The organism is Halomonas sp. DN3 (assembly GCF_024137905.1).
Lineage (GTDB): Bacteria > Pseudomonadota > Gammaproteobacteria > Pseudomonadales > Halomonadaceae > Halomonas > Halomonas litopenaei.
The window spans coordinates 3,897,004-3,919,451 of sequence record NZ_CP099965.1; the positions used below are offsets into that span (position 1 = coordinate 3,897,004).

21 protein-coding genes and 3 tRNA genes are annotated in these 22,448 nt (G+C 64.8%); 3 read left to right on the forward strand and 21 right to left on the reverse strand.

The genetic code is table 11. The annotated features are described in order from the left end of the window. Window positions 1-2: 2 nt before the first annotated feature. The 9 genes from ccmI to ccmA all read right to left on the reverse strand — a co-directional run bounded on the left by ccmI (window position 3) and on the right by ccmA (window position 7,478). Entirely contained in the window at window positions 3-1,223 is a 1,221-nt protein-coding gene (gene ccmI, locus NKF27_RS16740; protein WP_108132331.1) for a c-type cytochrome biogenesis protein CcmI, read from the reverse strand. Then, window positions 1,220-1,822, reverse strand: coding sequence for a cytochrome c-type biogenesis protein (locus NKF27_RS16745; protein ID WP_367399243.1), 603 nt, complete (start codon window positions 1,820-1,822; stop codon window positions 1,220-1,222). The genes ccmI and NKF27_RS16745 overlap by 4 nt, the downstream gene beginning before the upstream one ends. Beyond that, entirely contained in the window at window positions 1,813-2,361 is a 549-nt protein-coding gene (locus tag NKF27_RS16750; protein ID WP_253553472.1) for a DsbE family thiol:disulfide interchange protein, read from the reverse strand. Before NKF27_RS16750 ends, NKF27_RS16745 begins: the two co-directional genes overlap by 10 nt. Window positions 2,362-2,422: 61 nt before the next feature. Beyond that, window positions 2,423-4,423 carry a heme lyase CcmF/NrfE family subunit gene (locus tag NKF27_RS16755; RefSeq protein ID WP_124803422.1) on the reverse strand — a complete coding sequence of 667 codons (2,001 nt, stop codon included), beginning with the start codon at window positions 4,421-4,423 and terminating at the stop codon, window positions 2,423-2,425. Between the two features lie 221 nt (window positions 4,424-4,644). Further along, complete coding sequence (gene ccmE / locus NKF27_RS16760; protein ID WP_253553475.1) at window positions 4,645-5,115, reverse strand: cytochrome c maturation protein CcmE; 471 nt, start codon at window positions 5,113-5,115, stop codon at window positions 4,645-4,647. After that, window positions 5,105-5,317: a heme exporter protein CcmD gene (ccmD, locus tag NKF27_RS16765; RefSeq protein WP_231498600.1), complete on the reverse strand. Its 213-nt coding sequence runs from the start codon at window positions 5,315-5,317 to the stop codon at window positions 5,105-5,107. Before ccmD ends, ccmE begins: the two co-directional genes overlap by 11 nt. After that, window positions 5,314-6,054 carry a heme ABC transporter permease gene (locus NKF27_RS16770; protein ID WP_045991114.1) on the reverse strand — a complete coding sequence of 247 codons (741 nt, stop codon included), beginning with the start codon at window positions 6,052-6,054 and terminating at the stop codon, window positions 5,314-5,316. The genes ccmD and NKF27_RS16770 overlap by 4 nt, the downstream gene beginning before the upstream one ends. Window positions 6,055-6,105: 51 nt before the next feature. Next, window positions 6,106-6,840: a heme exporter protein CcmB gene (gene ccmB, locus NKF27_RS16775; RefSeq protein ID WP_108449932.1), complete on the reverse strand. Its 735-nt coding sequence runs from the start codon at window positions 6,838-6,840 to the stop codon at window positions 6,106-6,108. Continuing rightward, window positions 6,837-7,478, reverse strand: coding sequence for a cytochrome c biogenesis heme-transporting ATPase CcmA (ccmA, locus tag NKF27_RS16780; RefSeq protein WP_108449931.1), 642 nt, complete (start codon window positions 7,476-7,478; stop codon window positions 6,837-6,839). The genes ccmB and ccmA overlap by 4 nt, the downstream gene beginning before the upstream one ends. A gap of 276 nt (window positions 7,479-7,754) precedes the next feature. Here ccmA and lexA point away from each other — a divergent pair, with 276 nt between their 5' ends. Then, window positions 7,755-8,231 (forward strand): transcriptional repressor LexA, encoded by a 477-nt coding sequence (gene lexA / locus NKF27_RS16785; protein WP_045991117.1) that lies wholly within the window; start codon window positions 7,755-7,757, stop codon window positions 8,229-8,231. Further along, on the forward strand, window positions 8,231-8,857 hold the full coding sequence (locus tag NKF27_RS16790) for a YigZ family protein (protein WP_253553478.1): 627 nt from the start codon (window positions 8,231-8,233) through the stop codon (window positions 8,855-8,857). Before lexA ends, NKF27_RS16790 begins: the two co-directional genes overlap by 1 nt. Before the next feature lie 77 nt (window positions 8,858-8,934). On the opposite strand, the gene NKF27_RS16795 is transcribed toward NKF27_RS16790, so the two are convergent. The 4 genes from NKF27_RS16795 to NKF27_RS16810 form a co-directional block, all read right to left on the reverse strand. After that, window positions 8,935-10,713 carry a lysophospholipid acyltransferase family protein gene (locus tag NKF27_RS16795; protein WP_253553480.1) on the reverse strand — a complete coding sequence of 593 codons (1,779 nt, stop codon included), beginning with the start codon at window positions 10,711-10,713 and terminating at the stop codon, window positions 8,935-8,937. A 312-nt stretch (window positions 10,714-11,025) separates the two neighbouring features. Next, window positions 11,026-12,348, reverse strand: a complete 1,323-nt coding sequence (locus NKF27_RS16800; protein ID WP_045991120.1) for a sodium ion-translocating decarboxylase subunit beta — start codon at window positions 12,346-12,348, stop codon at window positions 11,026-11,028. 9 nt (window positions 12,349-12,357) lie between these two features. Then, complete coding sequence (gene oadA / locus NKF27_RS16805) at window positions 12,358-14,169, reverse strand: sodium-extruding oxaloacetate decarboxylase subunit alpha (protein WP_253553494.1); 1,812 nt, start codon at window positions 14,167-14,169, stop codon at window positions 12,358-12,360. A gap of 72 nt (window positions 14,170-14,241) precedes the next feature. Further along, window positions 14,242-14,490 carry an OadG family protein gene (locus NKF27_RS16810; protein ID WP_253553497.1) on the reverse strand — a complete coding sequence of 83 codons (249 nt, stop codon included), beginning with the start codon at window positions 14,488-14,490 and terminating at the stop codon, window positions 14,242-14,244. Window positions 14,491-14,677: 187 nt separating this feature from the next. Here NKF27_RS16810 and NKF27_RS16815 point away from each other — a divergent pair, with 187 nt between their 5' ends. Further along, complete coding sequence (locus tag NKF27_RS16815; protein ID WP_253553500.1) at window positions 14,678-15,703, forward strand: tRNA-dihydrouridine synthase; 1,026 nt, start codon at window positions 14,678-14,680, stop codon at window positions 15,701-15,703. A 52-nt stretch (window positions 15,704-15,755) separates the two neighbouring features. Here NKF27_RS16815 and NKF27_RS16820 read toward each other — a convergent pair whose 3' ends face one another. The 8 genes from NKF27_RS16820 to NKF27_RS16855 all read right to left on the reverse strand — a co-directional run bounded on the left by NKF27_RS16820 (window position 15,756) and on the right by NKF27_RS16855 (window position 22,437). Continuing rightward, a complete protein-coding gene (locus NKF27_RS16820; protein ID WP_253553503.1) occupies window positions 15,756-16,622 on the reverse strand; it encodes an urea carboxylase-associated family protein in 867 nt (288 codons plus the stop codon). Window positions 16,623-16,942: 320 nt separating this feature from the next. Beyond that, window positions 16,943-17,019, reverse strand: a tRNA-Arg gene (locus tag NKF27_RS16825). Window positions 17,020-17,085: 66 nt separating this feature from the next. After that, window positions 17,086-17,162 (reverse strand) — tRNA-Arg (locus NKF27_RS16830). A gap of 83 nt (window positions 17,163-17,245) precedes the next feature. Continuing rightward, a tRNA-Ser gene (locus tag NKF27_RS16835) sits at window positions 17,246-17,338 on the reverse strand. 85 nt (window positions 17,339-17,423) lie between these two features. Next, on the reverse strand, window positions 17,424-17,618 hold the full coding sequence (gene csrA / locus NKF27_RS16840; protein WP_045991125.1) for a carbon storage regulator CsrA: 195 nt from the start codon (window positions 17,616-17,618) through the stop codon (window positions 17,424-17,426). Between the two features lie 191 nt (window positions 17,619-17,809). Then, a complete protein-coding gene (locus NKF27_RS16845) occupies window positions 17,810-19,060 on the reverse strand; it encodes an aspartate kinase (protein WP_253553517.1) in 1,251 nt (416 codons plus the stop codon). Between the two features lie 113 nt (window positions 19,061-19,173). Continuing rightward, entirely contained in the window at window positions 19,174-21,780 is a 2,607-nt protein-coding gene (alaS, locus tag NKF27_RS16850) for an alanine--tRNA ligase (protein ID WP_253553520.1), read from the reverse strand. Window positions 21,781-21,963: 183 nt separating this feature from the next. Continuing rightward, the gene (locus tag NKF27_RS16855; RefSeq protein ID WP_253553523.1) at window positions 21,964-22,437 is read right to left on the reverse strand and encodes a regulatory protein RecX; all 474 of its coding nucleotides are present in this window, start codon (window positions 22,435-22,437) and stop codon (window positions 21,964-21,966) included. Window positions 22,438-22,448 lie beyond the last annotated feature (11 nt).

Sequence of the window (22,448 nt, forward strand, 5' to 3'; positions counted from 1 at the left end):
GACTATTCAATCACTCGATCGATGATTAGCGCGACAGGATCCATGTCCGGGCCGCCTACTGCAACCCCTTGTCGTTCACCCATGAGATCGCCGGCCTGGGGCTGGGCCTGGCCGCTGGACGATACCCGTGCCAGCAGACGTACCTCATCGACCTGCGCGAGGCTTGCCATGGGCGACATGGCATCGCTGGCGTCAAGGGTCAGACTGGCCGGCAGGTCGGCCAGGGTCAGGCGCTCGATGGCCAGCGGCGGCAGCTTGCCTTCGCTGTCCCGCGCCACCACGAACACCGTGGTCTCCGGCGCCAGACGCCCGACCAGTTCGTCGGCCAGCGACAGGCTGACCAGGACATTGCGCTCGCTCGCCGCAGGGGCCAGGCGTTGCTCGGCCTGGGCGACGCCCTGGCGCATGGCCTCGGACAACGGCGAGTCGTCTGCCGTCGACAGACCGCGCCGCCAGAAGCCCAGGGCGCCCTGGTAGTCGTCCTGCTGGAAGGCCTCGACCCCCAGAAACCACATGGCCGAGGGCAGATTCGGCGCCTCACGACTGGCCTCCCGGGACAGCGCCAGAATGCGATCGTCGAGCCGCCCTTCGTTGATGAAGTACTGCATCTTGGCCAACTCGCCGATCCACCAGGGTGAACGCCCCTCCAGCGCAAGCACACGCTCGATGGCATCACTGGCCTCGGCGTAGGCGCCGCTGTCGCGGTAAAGCGGATACAGCGTCTGCCACACGCGAGGGTTGTCGGGTTGGCTCTCGGCCTGCTGCTCGAGGCGCTGGATCATCAGCGCGAGGCTGGCCTCGGGGTCGTTACGTACCTCTTCGATGGCCTGATACAGCACCAGGTCGCCCTCGGCGCCCTCCCAGCGGTACCACAGCACGCTGACCACCACAACCGCCACCAGCACCAGCGGCACCGCCAGCTTGCCCGCAGCGGCAGACTTCAGCGGTGAGCGCTTGAGCCGCTCGGTGTCATCGAGCAGGCTGCGCTGGAGTTCACTGAGATCCTCGTCGAAGCGTGCTGCGTCGATGTCTCCCCGAGACTTGGCCGCTTCCAGCGACGCCACCCGACGACGATAGACCGCCACGTTCTGGGCGGCGGCGTCATCGCTGTCTTCCAGCGCACGTTGCAGGCGTTCCACCTTCGCCGCACGGCGCAGCGGCAGGATCAGCAGCCAGGCCGCGAGCAGCAGCAGAACGGCAAAGGCCAGCCATAACAGGGTCATGCGGATCCCTCTCTATCGATCAGATCGTCCAGGCGCGCCTGCTCCTCGGCGGACAGCCTGCGTACCTGGGTGCGTCGCCGTGAGCGGATGATCAGCCACAATACCAGGGCGCCGATGACGACCAGCGCGCCGGGCAGCCCCCACAGCAGCAGGGTGCGTCCCTCGAGACGCGGATTGTAGAGGACATAGTCGCCGAAGCGCTGGACCATGAAGTCGATGATCTCCTTGTCCGAGCGGCCGTCCTGAAGCTGGGCGTAGACCCGCTCGCGCATGTCGGCGGCGATCGGCGAGTTGGAGTCGCCGATGGCCTGATTCTCGCACTTGGGGCAGCGCAGGGTCGCGGTCAGCTCCTGATAGCGCTTCTCGGTCACCGGGTTGTCGAAGCCACGCACCTCGATGGCTTCCGCCCGAGCGTCGAGCGCAGCGACAAGCATCAACAGCGCCAGCACCATGCTCGCCAGCCAGCCAAGGCCCGAGCCAGCCAGGTGGCGAGTACGGGCGCTGCTGTCGTCGCCGCTAGCGCGGGTGCGGGCGCTGGAGCTGATAGCGCGGGTGCGGGCGCTGATAGCGCTCGAGCAGCACAGATCGATCAACGCCATTTTTCCACCTCCGGCAAGATGATCTTCTCCACATCGTCGGCGGTGATATAGCCGGTGTGGTGGTAGCGAATGAACCCCTCGGCGTCTACCAGGAAGGTCTCGGGAGCCCCGTAGACGCCGAGATCGAAGCCGAGGGTGCCCTCGGGATCGAAGATATTGAACTCGAAGGGATTGCCGAACTGGTTCAGGAAGGCGCGTCCCCTGGCCCTGCGCTCGCCGTCGCTGGCACCTTCTTCCTTGTAGTCGACCCCGACCAGGCGTACCCCGCGCTCGGCCAGATCCAGAAGCTGCGGCATCTCCTGACGACAGGTCGGACACCAGCTGCCCCAGACATTGACCAGGGAAAGCTCGCCGGACAGCGCGTCCTGGCTCACCCGGCGCTCGGGATCCTCGAGGGTCGACAGCTCGAAGTCCGGGAACTCCCTGGCCATCAACGCGGATTCCCTTTCAAAGGGGTTGATCGACAGCCCCTTGTAGAGAAAGATCCCGAGCGCCAGAAACAGCACCAGCGGCAACAGCAATAAAAGTCGACGTTTCATGCACGGGTCTCCCTGGCCGTGACGACAATGACAGGAGCAAAGGCCAGCGGCTGACGATCTTTCATGATGCACTGGCCTCCCTGGCCGTCACGACAGGTTCGGGCTCACGTACGCTCAAGCGGCGACGGTAGCGCCTGTCGGCGACGGCGATGATGCCACCGGCGGCCATCAGCAGTGCGCCCAGCCACAGCCAGCGCACGAAGGGCTTGATCTGCACCCTGAGCGCCCAGCTGCCGTCGTCGAGCTCCTCGCCCATGGCCACGTAGAGGTCATGGAACAGGCCAGGCCGCAGCGCCACCTGGGTCATCGGCATGCCGCGCGCGATGTACAGGCGCTTCTCCGGGTGCATCTCGAAGCTTGCGCTGGCGCCCTCTCGGGTCACCTCGATGGTGGCCGCGTCGGAGACATAGTTCGGCCCACGACGCTCGTCCAGCGCCGTCATGTGAAAGCCGATTCCGTTGACCTCAACGCGGTCACCGACATTCATGCGCACGTTGCGCTCCACCGAATAGTTGGACACCAAGGCGACCCCGATGATGGTCACGGCAAGCCCCAGATGGCCGAGCACCATGCCCCAGTAGGCTGGCGTCAGGCGCTTGAGGGCGCCAAGGCGCGAGCCGGCGCGGGAGGTCTTGCCCCACAGGTCGCGCACCAGCGACAGCACCAGCCACAGCGCCGCGACCAGGCCCAGCGACGCCTTCAGGTTCCACTGCCCGGTGTAGACCAGCGGCGCCGCCACGCCGATGACCAGGGCGCCGAGACCGGCGATCCACAGGCGGGTCAGCAACTCGCGCCCGGCCATGCGCTTCCAGCGGGCGCTGGGGCCAAGCCCCATGAACACGCAAAGCAATACGGTCAGGGGCACGAACAGGGCGTTGAAGTAGGGAGGCCCCACGCTGATCTTGCCCAGGTTCAGCGCGTCGAGCAGCAGCGGATAGACGGTGCCGAGCAGCACCGTCACCGTCATCACCACCAGCAGGATGTTGTTGACCAGCAACAGGGCATCGCGGGATACCCAGTTGAAGCCTCCGGGCTGGCTGACCCGTGGCGCGCGCAGGGCGAAGATCAACAGTGACAGGCCCACGGTGATGCCCAGCAGCACCAGAATGAACAGGCCCCGCGAAGGATCATTGGCGAAGGCGTGCACCGAGGTCAGCACCCCTGAGCGCACCAGGAAGGTGCCCATCAGCGACAGCGAGAAGGTGGTGATCGCCAGAAGCACCGTCCAGCTCTTGAAGGTGCCGCGCTTTTCGGTCACCGCCAGGGAGTGGATCAGCGCGGTGCCGGCGAGCCAGGGCAGCAGCGAGGCGTTCTCCACCGGGTCCCAGAACCACCAGCCGCCCCAGCCCAGTTCGTAGTAGGCCCACCAGCTACCGAGCGCGATGCCGACGGTGAGAAAGGCCCAGGCGATATTGGTCCAGGGGCGCACCCAACGGGTCCAGGCGCTATCCAGGCGTCCGCCCAGCAGCGCAGCGATGGCAAAGGCGAAGACCACGCTGAAGCCCACGTAACCCATGTACAGCATCGGCGGATGGATGATCAGACCGACGTCCTGCAGCAGCGGATTGAGGTCGGCGCCGTCGGCGGGGATATTCGGCAGCGAACGCTCGAAGGGGTTGGAAGTGATCAGCACAAAGGCCAGAAAGCCCACGCTGACCAGCCCCATCACGCCGAGCACGCGCGCCACCATGTCCGGTGGCAGCCCCCGGGAGAAGCAGCCCACGGCGAAGGTCCAGACTCCGAGGATCAGGCTCCACAGCAGCACCGAGCCTTCGTGGTTGCCCCACACCGCGCTGAACTTGTAGTACCAGGGCAATAGCGAGTTGGCGTTGTTGGCGACGTTGACCACGCTGAAGTCGTCGAGCATGTAGCTCGCCGTCAGACAGCCGTAGGCGATCAACAGAAAGGCCAGCTGGCCCGCCGCCATCGGCCGCGCGTAGGCCATCCACAGCGGGCGCCGAGTGGCAGCCCCGGCCAGCGGCAGCACCGCCTGCACGCAGGCCATCAGCAGCGCCACGATCAGCGCGTAGTGTCCGATTTCCGGAATCATCTTGATCAGCATGGATTCACCTTGGCCCGCCTTCCGTCCGCGTCAGTCCCCTGGCGCCTGGCTCTGCGACTGAATCGCGTGGGCCCATGGGCCCGGAACGCCTGCGTTATGGTCGATTGACCCTGTCCCATCCTGGTCCGAAGAAGCGCCTTCGGCCCTGCCCCCTCGGGCAAACAAGGCCCCGCACCACGGAGCCCCGTTGTCGGGATACCTTTTTTGTCGATGCACGCAGCCTACTGCGCCGTGCCTGGGCCCGCCTGCTTGTAGTCTGCCGGCGAATAGCCGGCGTCTTCCAATGCCTCGGCGACCTCGGGCGGCATATAGTTCTCGTCGTGCTTGGCCAGCACCTTGTCGGCCGCGATATAGCCGTCGCCGGTCAGTTCGCCGACCACCACCACGCCCTGCCCCTCGCGAAACAGGTCCGGCAGGATGCCGCTGTAGCGCACCTCGACATCGTCGACGTAGTCGGTGACCACGAAGCTGACGTCCAGGCTGTCACTGTCACGATGGACGCTGCCTTCCTTGACCATCCCGCCGGCACGTAGCTGCCGGTCCACGGGGGCTTCTCCGGCGGCAATCTGCACCGGGCTGAAGAACAGGTTGATGTTGGAGCGCAGGGCGTACAGCGTCAGTCCCACCGCCACCGCACACAGCGCCACCAGTCCAAGCACCAGCAGCATCTTATTTCGGCGTTTAGCCCTCATCTTGATCCTCCGAGGGGGAACTTGCGACCGCGGCGTCACGCCTCAGCCGGCGGCGCAAGGTGCGCCGAACACCGCGGCTTTCGCCGCGAACCAGAATCACGCTCAACAGCAGAAAGCCCAGGGTCGCACCCCAGGCGGTCCACACATAGGGGCCGTGGCTGCCCATGCTGACCAGCTCGGCCAGCGACTCGAAAGCCATCATGGACGCTCCTCGAACAGCTCTTTCACCCAGCGCTTGTGGCCTTCACGGCGCAGGATCTCGGTACGGGTGCGGGTCAGGGTGAAGGCCGCGAAGAAGGCGTAGAACCCCAGCACCATGATCAACAGCGGCATCCACATCTCGACCGGCATCGCCGGGCGTTCGGTGATGGTGAAGCTGGCGGGCTGGTGCAAGGTGTTCCACCACTCCACCGAGTACTTGATGATGGGTATGTTGATCACCCCCACCATGGCCAGCACCGACGCCGCCTTGGCGCCGCTCTGGGGGCGGGCGAAGGCGCGCCGGATCAGCATCACGCCAAGATACAGAAACAGCAGGATCAGCATCGAGGTAAGGCGGGCGTCCCACTGCCACCAGGTGCCCCAGGTAGGCTTGCCCCAGACCGACCCCGACAGCAAGGCGATGGCGGTCATGGCGGCGCCCAGCGGCGCCATCATCGCTGCCGCCATGTCGGCGATCTTGATCTTCCAGACCATGAACACGAAGCCGGAGGCGGCCAGCGCCATGAAGATCGACTGGGCCAGGAAGGCCGCAGGCACGTGCACGTAGATGATGCGAAAGCTGTTGCCCTGCTGGTAGTCCGCCGGAGCGAAGGCCAGCCCCCAGACGCTGCCGACCAGGATCAGCGCCAGCGCCAGCGCCCAGCACCAGGGAGAGAGACGCGCGGCTATGCCGTAGAACCAGCGCGGCGATCCCAGCTTGTGAAAGAAGGCCCACATGAGCGTTGTACCTCGATCAACCTTGAATTCGTGATGGCCAAGACGGCCCGATCAACCATGGATACTGATGCGCAGCGACGCGGCAATGGCCACAGGAGCCGCCATCAGCGCTACCGACAACAGCGCGCCGATCACCGCCAGGTGCCCAAGCCATTCCCCGCCGCCCAGCGCCGCGCCCATGGCGCCGGTGCCGAAGATCAGCACCGGCATGAAAAGTGGCAACACCAGAAGCGACAGCAGCATGCCACCACGCGCCAGCCCCACCGTCAGCCCTGCGCCGATGGCACCGATCAGGCTGATGCAGCCACTTCCCAGTGCCAGGGTCGCGCTCAGCGCCAGGTAGCTGCCCTGGGGCAATGCCAGCAGCACCCCCAGCAAGGGGGCCATCAACGCCAGCGGTAGCCCGGTGGTCAACCAGTGCACGGCGACCTTGGCCAGCACCAGCAACGACAGCGGGTGCGGTGCAAGCAACAGTTGCTCAAGGGTGCCGTCCTCGAAGTCGCCACGAAACAAGCCGTCCAGCGACAGCAGTGCCGACAGCAAGGCGGCCACCCACAACACGCCAGGGGCGATCAGCGCCAGGCGTTCGGGTTCCGGCGAGATCCCCAGCGGAAACAGGGTGATCACCATGGCGAAGAACACCAGCGGGGTCAGGGCGTCACCCGGTCGACGGGCGACCGCCGTCAAGTCACGGCGGAAGGTGGCAGCCATCGCGCGACCAAGGCCATCACCGGCCTCTCTGACCGGCTCGGCGGCTTCGATCGACCCAGACGTCGGCGTGTTCATGAAGCCACCTGTCGGTGTCCGTCCAGGGTCAGCCGGCGTACGCCAGGCACATTGGACAGCGGATGGTGGGTGGTGACCAGCACCGCGCCGCCGCTGGCGGCATGGTTGGCCAGGCGGCGCTCCAGGGCGGCCACGCCGGCCACATCGATCGCGGTAAAAGGTTCGTCCAGCACCCATAGGGCACGGCGACTCGACACCAGACGAGCCAGGGTCACCCGGCGCTTCTGGCCGGCCGATAGCTGGGCGGTGGGGACGTCCTCGAAGCCGGCCAGGCCGACTTCGGCCAGGGCCGCCTCGAGCTCGGCGTCGGGGCGCCCCTCGCCCCCCAACGCCTGATACCAGCGCAGGTTTTCCAGGGCACTCAGGTTGGCCTTGATACCCGGGGCATGGCCCAGATACAGCAGGTTGGCCAGCAGGTCGGCGCGGGCGCGGGGCAGCGCCCGCCCCTGCCAGCGCACCTCTCCATCGACGTCGGCGATCTGGCCGCACAGGATCTTCAACAGCGTGGTCTTGCCACTGCCGTTGGGTCCCTCGACTCGGAGCACTTCCCCCGCCTTGAGGACAACATCCAATCCTCGAAACAACCAGCGGCCATCGCGCTCACAGGCCAGTTGTCGGGCTTCAAGACACAGACGCAAAGGGCACTCCACAACCAGGGACGGGGCAGCAAATCACGCACAGACTTTACACCGATTGCACTACCCGAACCAGACAGCCAGCGCAGCTGACAGCCGCAATCGCACAGGCAATGCACCTTTCGTTGATCCATGGCACTTGCACGAGCGGCGAGGCCTGCTATCTTTCACATACTGTATGAATCGACAGTATCAAGATCCCTCGACGTTGACACCAATCGCCACCCGCTACTCCATCCCGTGACAGCCCGACCCTCACAACAAGGGAGACCCCGCGCCATGGATATCGCGACCTGCCAGTTCCTCGAACGCCTGCCCAACCTGCCCATCGCCGACAGCTGGGCTCCCGTCGACTCCACCTCGGATGCCCTGGTGGAGGTCCCCCTGCTGGGGCAGGTATCCGCCGGCATGCCGATCGAGGCCTGCCTGGACAACGCCACCCTGCAGGTGCCATCGCGCATGGTCAGGCGCAACACCTACGCCCTCAAGGTGTGCGGCAACTCGATGATCGATTGCAATATCTTCGACGGCGATGTGATCATCATCGAACGCCAGGAAAGCGCCGAGAACGGCGAAACGGCGGTGGTGATGATCAATGACCAGGAGGTCACCCTGAAAAAGCTCTATATCGAGAAGAATGGTGTTCGCCTGCAGCCGGCCAACGAGACCATGCCCCCGATCTACCTGAAGAACAGTGACATCCGTGTGCTGGGCCTGGTCATGGGTGTCGCCCGCCAGGAAGAAATGGCCGCCTGATGCGCTACCCGATACCCGAGCTTGCCCCCGGTGAGTGGCACGAAAGCGAGATCGAGGTGGAAAAGAGCCGCTTCATCGCCTGGGTGGCCCACGCCCCCAAGGTGGCGGACTTCGAAGCGCTGCTGGCCGAGGCTCGCAGGCAGCATCCCAATGCCAGCCATCATTGCAGCGCCTACATCGCAGGCCCGCCCGGGGAGCAGGTGAACATTGGCTTCTCCGATGACGGCGAGCCGGGCGGTACCGCCGGCCGACCGATGTTTCAGGCACTCGATGGCGATGGCATCGGCCAGGTGGGCGCGGTGGTGACCCGCTACTTCGGAGGCACCAAACTCGGTACCGGCGGACTCGCCCGCGCCTATACCCAGGCGCTGGTCACGGTGCTGGAAAGCCTGCCCAGGGGCGAATGCATCGAGCGCCGCCCACTCAAGATACGGGTCGACTTTGCCGGCGAGGCCGACGCCCGGCAGTGGTGCCAGGCGCAGGATATCCCGGTGCAGGCGGTCGACTACGGGGCCGAAGGCGTCACCTTGACCCTGGGCTGGCCCAGTGAACGGTCCACCGACCTGAGCGAGCTCAGCACTCGCCTGAAGGGCCGCATCGAGTCCCTGGACCATCGGGCAGGCTAGGCCCGCTCGATGCTAACGTCGTGGGAGCCTCCAGCCCCGTCTGTTCCGCCTCCGGGGCCGGTCCGACGCGCCCCCTGCTAAAGCGGCCGCTCCAGGACGGCGTGTTCGTCCTTGGTGAGAGCCTCCTCTCCAGACGAGACAGCGTCTTCACCGATATAGCGTCTGCGCTTGTCGGCCTTGAGCCGTGCCACGTCGACCACCACCAGGCCATCGATGCAGTAGCCGAAGGCGGTATCCACGCCGAAGGCCTTGAAGCTGACGCCACCGGGTTCGGCCACCTCCACGTACTGCTTGTAGAGCGCCGGCACCCCCGCCCCCATGGCCTGCAGGGCGCCTTTCAAGCGCTGAAAGTCCTCGCCGGCATCGTTGCCGGCGAACAGCCGATCCGCCTCCTCGCGCCCGGCGCGCGACATCGTGCACACCGCCTTGGCCCGGATCGGGCTGTCACCGTCCCCGTGGTAGTGCCGGTAGTAGCTGACCAGCAGGTCCTTGGCCAGGGGCGGTAGATGATTGGGAATGGTCACCGGCCCGAACAGCCAGCGCACCTCGGGATGATGGCGCAGGTAGGCGCCAAGACCATGCCAGAGATAGTCGAGACTGCGACGTCCCCAGTAGCGTGGCTGGACAAAGCTGCGGCCCAGCTCCAGCCCGTGGCGCCAGCGATCCATCGGCGCCTGTTCGAGATGAAAGATGGTGGCGCTGTAGAGCCCTTCGATGCCTTTGCTATCGAGGATGCGCCCGACCTCACCGAGACGATAGGCCCCGGCGATTTCCAGGTCACGATCGTCCCACAGCACCAGATGACGATAGTGCTCGTCGTACTCGTCCAGATCCCGCTTCTTGCCGGTGCCCTCGCCGACCCGGCGAAAGGCAATTTCACGCAGCCGCCCGATCTCACGCATCACCGCAGAGTCGGGACGATGGTCAAACAGCAGGATCTGCTTGCCGTCAGGCGTCCTGCCCAGCACCTCGGCGTCGACCAGCTCCTCTCGCAGGTGCTGGCGATTTTCCGGATGGGCAATACCGGCCTCGGAGACAAACACGCCCTTGCGTCCCCGCCCCAGACGGTAGACGTGCTTGCGCAACAGCTTGAGCTTGGCGACGGTGGCCAGGTCCTCGCGGTCGAAGCGTGACAGCGGGATCTCGCCCCCCACCTTGAGCGTGATGTGCCGCCCTTTCTGGCGGAACATCTCGTGGGGCAACAGCAGCGTGCCCAGCGGCGAGTACAGCGAGGCCAACGAATAGAACAGCGAGGAGTTGCGACCGCCAACGTGCACCGGCAGGATCGGCGCATTGGTGCGCCGGGCCGCGTGCAGGAAACCCGACAGCCAGTTGCCGTCCTTTACCCCCTTGGGTCCCGCCCGCGACACCTCGCCGGCGGGGAAGACGATCACCGCCTGTTCATCGTCGAGGGCATCAACGATGCCCTGCAGGCTCTTGCGAAAGCCCCTGCGCGACAGGTTGTCCACCGGCAGCAGCAACGGTGCCAACGGCGAAAGCTGCATCAACAGATCATTGGCGACGATCTTCACGTCAGGGCGTACATCCGCCACCATGCGTACCAGCGCCAGCCCATCCAGAGCACCGAGGGGATGATTGGCGACGATCACCACCCTGCCGGCGACCGGAATGTTGTCGCGATCACGCGACGACAGCGAATAGCCGAAGTTCAGATGATCGAGCACCGCGTCGATGAACTCGAGTCCTCCGGCGCGGCGATGACGCTCGAGAAAGGCGTTGATCTCGCGCTCGTGCACCAGGCGCTTGAGGCCGGCACTCAACAGGCGGCGGCACCAGGCTGGCCAGCTCTGTGCCTTCGGCACCTTGGCCATCAAGGCCTTTTCGACATCGATCATGCCCGTCCTCCGTCGGTGGCAATAGCCGCCAGACTAGAAAGCGCGCATGACAGCACCGTGGCGATCGCATGTAAGCGGGATGACGGGCTCGACCGGAGTCAGCTACAAAAGCAGCGCCCCCACCTGGCGGCGGGGGCGCTGCGTTCGGTCAAACCAGGGCTGCGGGCCCGGATGCCCTTAGCCCAGGCACTTGATCATCACCCCGGCGGCTACCTTTGATCCGATGACGCCGGCGGACGCCTGTGGCTCATAGGGAGTGGGCCCATCGCCCGGAAGACCTTGTTCCTGGTGTTTGATCACTATCGCGGGGTGTCACCCCAGATACTTGATCATCACCCCGGCGGCCACTGCCGAGCCGATGACGCCGGCGACATTGGGCCCCATAGCATGCATCAGCAGGAAGTTGTGGGGATTGGACTCGAGCCCTACCTTGTTGGACACCCGCGCCGCCATGGGCACCGCCGAGACACCGGCGGAGCCGATCAGCGGATTGATCGGATGCTTGCTGATGAGGTTGAGCAGCTTGGCCATCAGCACACCGCAGGCGGTGCCGATGGCAAAGGCCACCATGCCGAGCCCGAGGATGCCCAGGGTTTCCACCGCCAGAAAGCGGTCGGCCATCAGCTTGGAGCCCACCGACAGCCCGAGGAAGATGGTCACGATGTTGATCAGGGCGTTCTGCGCCGTGTCCGAGAGCCGTTCGACCACCCCGCACTCGCGCATCAGATTGCCGAAGCAGAACATCCCGAGCAGTGGCGCCGCATCAGGCAGGAACAATACCACCAGGATCAGCAGCGCCAGCGGAAACACGATCTTCTCGAGCTTCGACACAGGGCGCAGCTGGGTCATGGCGATGCTGCGCTCCTTCTGGGTGGTCAACGCCTTCATGATCGGTGGCTGGATCAGCGGCACCAGCGCCATATAGGAGTAGGACGCCACGGCGATGGCACCCAGCAACTCGGGGGCCAGAATGCTCGAGACATAGATCGAGGTCGGGCCGTCGGCACCACCGATGATGCCGATGGCCGCAGCCTGGTTGAGGCTGAAGTCCATCCAGCCCATGGCGGTCATGCCCACCGCCCCGATCAGGGTGGCGAAGATGCCGAACTGGGCGGCGGCACCGAGGAACAGGGTGCGCGGGTTGGCCAGCAGCGGACCGAAGTCGGTCATCGCGCCGACCCCCATGAAGATCACCAGCGGCGCGATACCGGAGGCGATGGCCACGCTGTAGAACTGATACAGCATGCCATGGGAATAACCCCCATCCATGGCCAGGTCATTGGCGGTGCGAAGCAGCGCCGGCGAGATATCGCCGTGCAGCGTCTCGCTGATGGCGTAGCGCCAGGTATCCACATCGGCACCCGCCGGCAGGCTGGTGCCGAGCGCCTGGGCCATCTGCGCCAGCAGCTCGGGACGGCCCAGGTGGGCCGCCTGCTCCGCCGCCGACAGCGCCAGCCCCGCCTCGGGGATATTGGCCAGGATGCCGCCAAAGCCGATCGGCACCAGCAACAGCGGTTCGAACTTCTTGGCGATGGCCAGCCACAAGAGCAGCAGGCCCACCACCAGCATCACCGCCTGGCCCAGGGTCAGGTTGTACAGCCCGGAGCCGTACCATAGGGTCAGAATCTTCTCCATGGGAGGTCCTTAAAGCACGATCAGGGTGTCGCCGACGGAGACGCTGTCGCCCTCGGCGACCTGGACATCGGACACGGTGCCGGCAGCGGCAGCACGGACCTCGGTCTCCATCTTCATCGCCTCGAGGATAACCACCACGTCGCCCTCGGCCACGCTGTCGCCGGGCTTGACGTTGACCTTGAAGATGTTGCCGGCCAGAGGTGCATCGATGGTCTCGCCGGAGGAGGCTGCCGGCGCCGCCGGTGCAGCGGCAGGAGAGCCATCAGCGGGCGCTTCCTTGACCTGGGAAATGTCGCCACCCTCGGCGACCTCGACCACGTAGGCGGTGCCGTTGACCTTGACGGTGTAGGTCTCGGGTCCGGCGGTACCAGCCTTGGCCGCCGGCGCCTTGGCGGGCGCAGCGGGCGTCGCCGCCTCGACGCTGGGCGCAGGTTCGAAGGCGTCGGGGTTGTCGCGGTTCTTGAGGAACTTGAGCCCGATCTGCGGGAACAGTGCATAGGTCAGAACGTCGTCCACCCGACGCTCGCCTTCAGCCAGACGGATGCCGTCATCCTTGGCCTTGGCCGCGAGTTCATCGGTCAGCCGCGACATCTCGGGGTCCAGCCGATCCGCGGGACGCTCGGTGATCGGTGAGGCACCGTCCAGCACCCGGCTCTGCAATTCGCTGTCGAAGTCCGCCGGCGCAGCGCCGTACTCGCCCTTGAGCAGTGCCTGCACCTCCTTGGAGATGGACTTGTAGCGCTCGCCCATCATCACGTTCATCACCGCCTGGGTGCCGACGATCTGGGAGGTGGGCGTCACCAGCGGGATATAGCCGAGGTCTTCACGGACCCGGGGAATCTCCTTGAGCACCTCGTCGAGACGGTCACCGGCGCCCTGCTCCTTCAACTGGCCTTCCATGTTGGTCAGCATGCCGCCCGGCACCTGGGCCACCAGGATGCGCGAGTCGATGCCCTTGAGCGAGCCCTCGAACGCGGCGTACTTCTTGCGCACCTCGCGGAAGTAGGCGGCAATATCTTCCAGGGCCTCCAGGTCCAGGCCAGTGTCGCGCTCGGTGTCCTTGAGCATCGCCACCAGCGACTCGGTGGGACTGTGACCGTAGGTCATCGACATCGAGGAGATGGCGGTATCGACGTTGTCGACGCCAGCCTCAGCGGCCTTCAGTGCCGTCGCCGACGAAAGCCCGGTGGTGGCGTGACAGTGCAGATGGATGCGAATATTCAGCGCCGACTTGAGCTTGGTGACCAGCTCGAAGGCGTCATAGGGGGTAAGAAGCCCCGCCATGTCCTTGATCGCCAGAGAGTCGGCGCCCATTTCGGCGATGGACTTGGCCAGCTCCACCCAGCTGTCCAGGGTATGCACCGGGCTCTTGGTGTAGGAGATGGTACCCTGAGCATGGCCATCGTTGGCCTTGACCGCCTGGATCGCACGCTCGAGGTTGCGCGGATCATTCATCGCGTCGAACACGCGGAAGACGTCGACGCCGTTGGTCTTGGCGCGCTCAACGAAGCGGTCGACCACGTCATCGGCATAGTGGCGATAACCCAGCAGATTCTGGCCGCGCAGCAGCATCTGCTGCGGCGTATTGGGCATGGCTTCCTTCAACGCCCGTATCCGCTCCCACGGATCTTCGCCGAGATAGCGGATACAGGCGTCAAAGGTGGCGCCGCCCCAGGATTCCAGCGACCAGAAGCCGATCTTGTCGAGCTTCTCGGCGATGGGCAGCATGTCGTCGATACGCATGCGGGTGGCGAACAGAGACTGATGGGCGTCGCGTAGCACGACATCGGTGATGCCTAGCGGGCGTGCAGATTCGCTCATGGCTGGGTCCTTATCGTTATGAAGCGCTTTGTCGAAATTCACGGTCAGGGTCGTCGCCTGGTACGGACGACCTCAGCGACGCTGGCGGTAACGGTGAATCGCGGCGGAGATCGCCGCCATCACCGCATCGTCCTGGCCTGGCGCGGCGGGTGTCGCCCCGCGCTTGGGCGCCTCGACCGGCATCGGCTCGGGAAAGTAGCGACCGATGATGCGAGACATCAGCGTGGTGGTGATCACCAGCACCGTAAGAAAAACAAAAACAAAACCCATGCCGAGCGCCATCAGGCTGAGGCCCTCGTTGAGCAACTGAGTGTCTTGCATGCGGGATCCTCCGCGTTGTAGCGCCAAAGTTGCCTTGATCTTTCTGGATCGTACGGCTTGCGCAAAAATTTTGATGCTATACCCTGCCACATCCCCGGCACAGCACCATGGTCTAAAGGTAGCAGTTTTGGTTGTTAAATTACTACATAAACAGGGGTTAGACGAAGGTCGCATTGGGCTAGCGCCCATGGAGGGCGTGATCGACGCCCACACCCGCGACCTGCTGACCCGTGACGCCGGCTTCGACTGGACGGTCACCGAGTTCGTGCGGGTCGTGGACGCGCGCCTGCCGCCTCGAGTGTTCTACAAGCACTGCCCGGAACTGGCGACCGAAGGCGTCATCACACGCAACCGCATCCCGGTGCACCTGCAGCTGCTCGGCTCCGACCCCGATGCCCTGGCCGCCAATGCCCGGCAGGCGCTGCGCCTCGGCGCCATCAGCCTGGACCTGAACTTCGGCTGCCCGGCCAAACTGGTCAATCGCCACGACGGCGGCGCCTCATTGTTGCGCGACCCACGACGCCTGGAGCGTGCCGTGGACGCCGTCCACCGTGCCGTGGGCGACAGCATCCCGGTCACCGCCAAGATCCGCCTCGGCTTCTCCGATCGCCGTCGGGCACTGGACTGCGCCCTGGCCGCCGAGGCCGCCGGCGCCACCCAACTGGTGGTGCATGCCCGCACCCGGGACGAGGGCTATCGCCCGCCGGCCCATTGGGAGTGGATCGGACGCATCAACCAGCGCCTGCGCATCCCGGTCGTCGCCAACGGCGACATCTGGAGCCTCGAGGACTACTGGAAGGCACGCACCCTGTCCGGCTGTCGCGACGTCATGCTTGGCCGCGGCGCCCTTGCCGACCCTAGACTCGCCCTGCGCATCCGCCACTGGCAGCGCACCGGAGAGCGCCTGCCGGCCACATCCTGGACGGAGCGTGCCGACATCCTGACGTCCTATGCTGCAATGCAGCGTACCACACTCCCGGCAAAAGTGGTGGTGTCCCTACTAAAGCAGTGGATGAACCACATGAAGGCGCGCGATCGCGAGGCCGCCTCCCGCTTTCAGGCCCTGCGACGCATCACCGACCTCGATGAATTCCTTGCGGGGCTCGGCGCCCAGCACCCTGAACCAGGCCCCGTCACGACTCCAGACGCCACACTGCGCCAGAATCTCGCCTCCCCCAAGCACCGAGGCGAGGCAGTCGCCGCCGCCCAATAGGGATAGGCAGGCCAACCTCCCCTCCCGAAGAGGAATCCGATCGGAGCAGCGCCTAGCTCTTGTCCTTGAGATCGGCCCAATCCACATCGGGATCACGCCGCCCGTGGGCGCCGGCGTAGGGCGGAGATTTGGGCGGCTGCCACTGCGCCAGCCGCTCGGGCGCCACCTCGAACACCTCCACCGCCAGCGGGTGACAGGTGGACAGCGGATCCCTGGCGTCAGGCCCCCATAGATCCACCGACAGGTCGCCACCCGGGCAGCAGGACAGTGCGCACAACAGGTCGATCTCGGCGAACAGCTCGAGATAGTCCCCTGGCCGTGCCGGGCAGGCCTTCATGAAGTACTGGTCATCGTCGTTGAGCCCGGTGCACTGGAAGACGTTGAGCACGTCATGCACGTCGAACTCGGTCAGTCCCCAGGGAGCGACCGCCCGCACCAGGTTGGAATGGCAGTGAAAGTCGAAGTCCTCGCCAGTCAACAGGCGATTGACGTAGGGGTCGCAGCGGGTTCCCAGCAGGTCATGCACACGCCCGCCTTCGACGTCTTCACCGTAGCCGGCCAGGGTATCGTCGATGATGGTGGCCATCGGACGCAGGAAGGGCAGCGTCGACCACAGCCTGTCGTAGGTACTGACATGGGCCCGCTGCAATTGACGGGTGCGTGAGGCCCACATGCGTTCGCGCGGGTCATGGCGGTGCCACATATTGAAGTCCCCGACCTGAGCGCCATCGACGATGGCGATGCGAAAGACCTGCCCCGCCTTGACCTCCCAGGCCAGCCCATCACGAATCGGCACCCGGTGACTGGCCACCCGACGCCGACTCCCCGCCCGTTCGGTCAGGCCGTCATAGAAGGCGCGATCCACCTCGAGCATCGAGCCCCTGGTCGCCTGATACGCTGCCGCCACCTTGCTGCCCATGCACCACCCTCCTTACGCGTGAAAGCCACAAGGCTTCCCCTATGTGTGAAAGCCACAAGGCTTCAGCCTAGACCAGGCCAAGGGAGACAACGACCGACGCGCGACACGGCAACGTTCGCAACTGATCGACGCCATCAGCCGGTCGGCACGAAACTTGTCAGGAAAGGAGTCAGGAAAGGAGTCAGGAAACAGCATAAAAAAAGGCGCCCATCCTTCGACAGGCGCCTAAACGATCGCAACCGGCAGTGATCGCCAGCCGGTCAGCACGAAACTTGGCAGGAAACAGAAAACCCGCCCTCCGAAGAGAGCGGGTCTGAATCTGGCGCGCCCGGGAGGATTCGAACCTCCGACCACCTGATTCGTAGTCAGGTACTCTATCCAGCTGAGCTACGGGCGCGTAGGCAATGAAATTCATTGCGATGTCGTATTCCAGGAAACTATCGGAATGCAACCTGGGAGAAGATGGCGCGCCCGGGAGGATTCGAACCTCCGACCACCTGATTCGTAGTCAGGTACTCTATCCAGCTGAGCTACGGGCGCGTATCAATCTCTTGATGCACCAGGCATCCAACATGCCTGATCATCGGTACCCATGAAGCCGCTTCACGACATGCATCGTAAAATGGCGGAGAGGGAGGGATTCGAACCCTCGATGAGGCTATAAACCCCATACTCCCTTAGCAGGGGAGCGCCTTCAGCCACTCGGCCACCTCTCCCTCATCGGCACGGTGCGTATCCTACCGAGACGTAAGGCCTTTGTCCAGCCCAAGGTAAAAAAAGTTCTCCGACCGGCCACCGATTTCATTCGTCATCGGCGGCGCCATCGTCAGCCTTCTCGCGCTGGATGCGCTGGTAGATCTCTTCACGGTGGACAGCAACGTCCTTGGGCGCATTCACGCCGATACGCACTTGATTTCCCTTCACCCCCAGAACGGTGACGGTGATATCGTCCCCGATCATCAGGGTTTCGCCGACGCGGCGTGTCAGGATGAGCATGACTGATCTCCTTCTCAGACTTGTTACGTGAGTCGCTACGCCGTCACGCTTCCGGACGACGTGCCCTCTTTCTTGGTGGCGAGCACGAGCGACTCATGACACCTGATTGTGCCGTTTAAGGGAAGCCCCCTTTCCGCATTGGCGGAAGGGGACTCCTTAAAGCGTAGAAGGTGTGCGCCGCGCCGAGAAACTTATTCGCTCTCGATATCGGCCTTGTCGAGACCAAATGCCTTGTGCAGCGCACGTACCGCCAGTTCCATCTGCTTCTCGTCGATCACCACGGAGATCTTGATCTCCGAGGTCGAGACCATGCGGATGTTGATGTTCTCCTCGGCCAGCACGCGGAACATCTTCGAGGCGACACCGGCGTGTGAGCGCATACCCACCCCTACCAGAGACACCTTGGCGATATTATCGTCGCCACGCAACTCGCCACCGCCCAGATCGGGAATGACCTGCTGCTCGAGGATGCGCATGGTCTGCTTGTAGTCACCCTTGGCCACGGTGAAGGTGAAGTCGGTGTAGTCACCGGCCGGCGCCACGTTCTGCACGATCATGTCGATCTCGATATTGGCGTCGGCGATCGGGCCCAGGATGCGCGAGGCCACGCCCGGCACGTCAGGCGTGTTGAGCAGGGTCAGCTTGGCTTCGTTGGCGGTGAAGGCGATGCCTGAGATCAGCGGTTCTTCCATGGAATCCTCGTCTTGTTCGGAGTCTGCAACGATCAGGGTGCCGGGGCCGTCCTCGAAACTGGACAGCACGCGCAGCGGAACATTGTACTTGCCGGCAAATTCGACGGCGCGAATCTGCAACACCTTGGAGCCGAGGCTGGCGAGCTCCAGCATCTCCTCCACGGTGATCGAATCCAGGCGCTGGGCCTTGGAGCAGACCCGCGGGTCGGTGGTGTAGACGCCGTCCACATCGGTGTAGATCTGGCATTCGTCGGCCTTGAGCGCAGCCGCCAGCGCCACACCGGTGGTGTCCGAGCCGCCGCGCCCCAGGGTGGTGATATTGCCTTCCTCATCGACCCCCTGGAAACCGGCGACCACCACCACCTGGCCAGCGTCCAGGTCCTCGCGCATCTCATCGGTCTCGATGCGCTGGATGCGCGCCTTGGTGTGGGCGCTGTCGGTCATGATGCCGACCTGGGAACCGGTGTAGGACGTTGCCGGCACGTCCAGCTTGTGCAGCGCCATCGCCAGCAGGGAGATGGTCACCTGCTCGCCGGTGGACACCAGCATGTCCATCTCGCGCGGGGTCGGCTCGTCGTTGATCTCGTTGGCCATCCCGATCAGGCGGTTGGTCTCGCCGCTCATGGCGGAGACCACCACCACGACCTGATGGCCCTGGTCGCGGAAGCCCTTGACCTTTTCGGCCACGGCCTTGATGCGCTCCACCGAGCCGACCGACGTCCCACCGAACTTCTGTACGTATAGTGCCATATGCCGTCTTCCTCGCTCGTTGGATTCAATGAATGAAACTGTTGTCTCTGCGAAGTTTTGTCAGGGCAGAAAAAAGGGCCGGGGACCCTCTCGAGCCCCCGACCCCGCAGGGTTCACAATTTGGCGTCAACCCAGGCCGGCACGCTCTCCAGCGCCGCCGGCAGTGCATTGACGTCGCTGCCACCGGCCTGGGCCATGTCGGCACGACCGCCGCCCTTGCCGCCGACCTGCCCGGCGACGTGATTGACAAGCTCCCCGGCCTTGACCCTGGCGGTCAGATCATCGGTCACCCCGGCGATCAGGCTGACCTTGCCGGCGGCCTCGTCGGCCACCCCCAGCACGATGATGCCGGAGCCGAGCTTGTTCTTGAGCTGGTCGAGCACACCGCGCAGCTCCTTGCCCGACACGCCGTCCAGGTGCGTCGCCAGTACCTTGACGCCCTGGACCTCGGTGGCACTTGCCAGCATGTCGCTGCCGGCGGCGCTGGCAAGCTTGGCCTTGAGCCGCTCGAGCTCCTTCTCCAGGCCGCGATTACGCTCGACCAGGCTGTCGACGCGCTCCTCGAGCTGCTCGGGCTTGGCCTTGAGACGTTCGGCCACACGCGCGAGGCGCGCCTCCTGTTCACCGAAGTAGGCCAGCGCCCCCTCACCGGTGATCGCCTCGATCCGCCGCACGCCTGAGGCGATGCCGCTCTCGGCGACGATATGACAGCAGCCGATGTCGCCACTGCGGGCCACGTGGGTACCACCACACAGCTCGATGGAGAAATCGTCGGCACCGATGGTCAGCACCCGCACGCTGTCGGCGTACTTGGCCTCGAACAGGGCAGCGGCGCCCTTTTCCTTGGCCTCATCGAGGGTCATGCTCTCGATCCGGGTCGGCGCATTGGCCAGCACCTGCTGGTTGACCAGGCGCTCCACTTCCTTGAGCTGTTCGGCGCTCATGGCCTCGAAGTGGCTGAAGTCGAAACGCAGGCGCTCGGGGGTCACCAGCGAGCCCTTCTGCTGGACATGATCGCCCAGCACCAGACGCAGGGCCTTGTGCAGCAGGTGGGTCGCCGAGTGGTTACGTACTGTCGCCGCACGCAGGCTCTCGTCCACCTGGGGCGTGACCTCGCTGCCGACCACCAGCTCACCCTCGAGCAACACCCCCTGATGCAGGTGATGCCCTGCCTGCTTCTGGGTGTCCTTGACCAGGAACCGCCCGCCCTCGACGTTCAGGTAGCCGGTATCGCCGACCTGGCCACCGGACTCGCCGTAGAAGGGGGTGCGGTCCAGCACCACCACGGCGGGATGCTCAGGCGTCAGGCGCTCGAGCGCATTGCCTTCGCTGTCATAGAGCGCGACCACCCTGGCACTGTCCTCGAGGCGGTCGTAGCCGGTGAACTCAGTCTGTCCCTCAAGCTCGATGGTGGCGCTGTATTCGGCGCCGAACTGGCTGGCCGCGCGGGCCCGCTCGCGTTGCGCCTCGAGCTCCCGCTCGAAGCCTTCGGCATCGAGGGTGACGCCACGCTCTCGACAGACATCGGCGGTGAGGTCATAGGGAAAGCCGTAGGTGTCATAGAGCTTGAACACCGTCTCGCCCGGCAGGGTGTCACCGTCGAGCGCGGCCAGCGCCTGCTCCAGCAGGCCCATGCCATGATCCAGGGTGCGAGCGAACTGCTCTTCTTCCTTCAGCAACACGCGCTCGATCTGCGCGCGAGCCTGGCGCAACTCCGGGTAGGCCTCGCCCATCTCGGCGTCCAGCGCCGCCACCAGGCGGTGGAAGAAGGCTCCCTGGGCGCCCAGCTTGTGACCATGGCGGATCGCCCGGCGAATGATCCGCCTGAGCACGTAACCACGCCCTTCGTTGGAAGGCAGTACGCCGTCCGCGATCAGGAAGGCACAGGAACGGATATGGTCGGCGATCACGCGCAGCGACGGCGCCTCCAGGTCGCTCGCACCGGTCGCCTCGGCGGCGGCCTTGAGCAGATTCTGGAACAGGTCGATCTCGTAGTTGGAGTGGACCCCCTGCATGACCGCGGCGATGCGCTCCAGCCCCATGCCGGTATCGATGGACGGCTTGGGCAGCGGCTTCATCTCGCCGCTGGCGTCGCGATCGAACTGCATGAACACCAGGTTCCAGATCTCGATGTAGCGATCACCGTCTTCCTCCGGACTGCCGGGAGGGCCGCCCCACACCTCGGCGCCATGATCGTAGAAGATCTCGGAGCTGGGTCCGCAGGGGCCGGTGTCGCCCATCTGCCAGAAGTTGTCTTCGTCCAGCTTGGAGAAGCGCTCGGGATCGATACCGATCTCGTCTTTCCAGATGCGTTCGGCCTCATCATCACTGACGTGGACGGTGACCCACAGCTTCTCCTTGGGCAGTCCCAGCACCTCGGTCAGGAAGGTCCAGGCAAAGCCGATGGCGTCGCGCTTGAAGTAGTCGCCGAAGCTGAAGTTGCCCAGCATCTCGAAGAAGGTGTGGTGACGCGCGGTGTAACCGACGTTGTCCAGATCGTTGTGCTTGCCACCGGCACGCACGCAGCGCTGGGAGGAGGTAGCCCGCACATAGTCCCTGGGGTCACGCCCGAGAAAGACGTCCTTGAACGGCACCATGCCGGCGTTGGTGAACAACAGCGTCGGATCGTTGCCCGGCACCAGCGAACTGGACGGCACGCGGGTATGACCCTGTTCTTCGAAGAACCTCAGAAAGGCCTGTCTGATATCTGCGCTTTTCATGAAATATCCGTGGCGATGAGCGATAGAGCGCGTCGAACCGGCCCACTGCCGTGGCACGCCGGAGCATCCGAGCATGAAACCGCGACCCGGGGCTGTCGCAAAAGGGGACATTATAGCGTAGTTGTCAAGCGACTAAAGTGGGTCGTGCAAAACCGCCTCCGAGAAGGCCCGTCTGGCGGCGGTTCAATGATCGCCGAGGGCCCGTATCGCCTCGCGCACCTGGTCGAAGTCGAAACCGCGCCCGGCCAGAAAGCGTTCACGCCGAGCACGTTCCCTGGGATCCGCTGGCAGCTCTCGGCCGAAGCGCCGCTCCAGCGCTTCGCTCGCCAGTCGATACCAGTCGACGGACTCCTCGCGCTCCAGTTCTGCCAGCGCCTCCCTGGCCAGCGCTCGATCGACGCCCCTCTGGCCCAGTTCCGCCAGCATCTTCACCGGCCCCTGCCCCCGCATCAACCGACCGCGCAGAAAGCTCTCGGCGAAGCGCCGGTCGCTCTGCAGACCTTGATCGGCAAGCGCTTCCAGGGCCTGGTCAATCTCCTCGAGGACGTGACCCTTGGCCAGCAATCGCCCTCGCAGCTCTTCACGGCCGTATTCGCGTCGAGCGAGCAGATCGATGGCGTGCTCACGTGGGGACATCTGGCTGGCAGCCTTGTGCATGTCATCTCCTG